Here is a 736-nt window from a genome sequence, read left to right as displayed (position 1 = left end):
TGACAGTAAATACGGCGAATTGAATGACGCCGTGCAGCAGTTGATCGGCAACACCAACGATCTCGCAACCGCGTTGGCACCGCTTCAGGCACAGCTTCAGGCGCAGGTGGATGTGCTGGGGCCTGCCCCGGAGCCGGGTGCGGCGATAACGGAAACCAGCGAGGTCACGCGTAAACGTGCCAGTTTGAATGTGCAAAAAACCAAACTGGATGCACAACTGGAACAGATTCAGGCGATTCGTACCGGTGCCCTCAATCTTTCGGCGCAGATCGTTACGCTGCGTCGCAATGCGCTAAAAACGCAACTGGCGCTTAACTCGGGCAGCATTCTGGGGGGGCGTTTCTGGTCCCCGTTGCTGGCGTCTCAGGACGAGGATGAAAAGCGGTTGACGCAATTTCAGTCGCAGCTCAGCGACACCTTGAGTGCGACCTGGGAGCCCGACTGGCGGTACGGAACGCTGTTTTATCTGCTGTTGGCGCTGGCGTTAGCCACGGCGGGCCAGCGGCTACTGGAGAAATATCTGGCACGCGCCGGGATCCGCTGGTTGCCGGAAGGGCGATTGCGCCGCAGTTTCCTTGCCTCTGCTACCGTGCTCTCTTCCGTCACTACCATCGGGCTTGCTGCTAATTTGCTGGACTATACGTTGGTGCGCCCTGGCGATATACCGGTCGCCATCGGGAGTTTTCTCGATAATCTGGTGCGACTTGCCGTGTTTTGCGCCATGATTGCCGGGCTG

The 736-nt window shown here is 58.6% G+C and carries 1 protein-coding gene; it reads left to right on the top strand.

Annotated elements, in window-relative coordinates; genetic code table 11:
* Positions 1-736 (top strand): DUF3772 domain-containing protein (locus tag J5224_RS32540; protein WP_264629063.1); only part of this gene is annotated, 736 nt, incomplete at both ends.

The organism is Candidatus Symbiopectobacterium sp. NZEC135, from assembly GCF_025962695.1.
The sequence above is the reverse complement of the archived record's forward strand: the minus strand, read 5'-3'. Positions and strand labels throughout refer to the sequence as shown.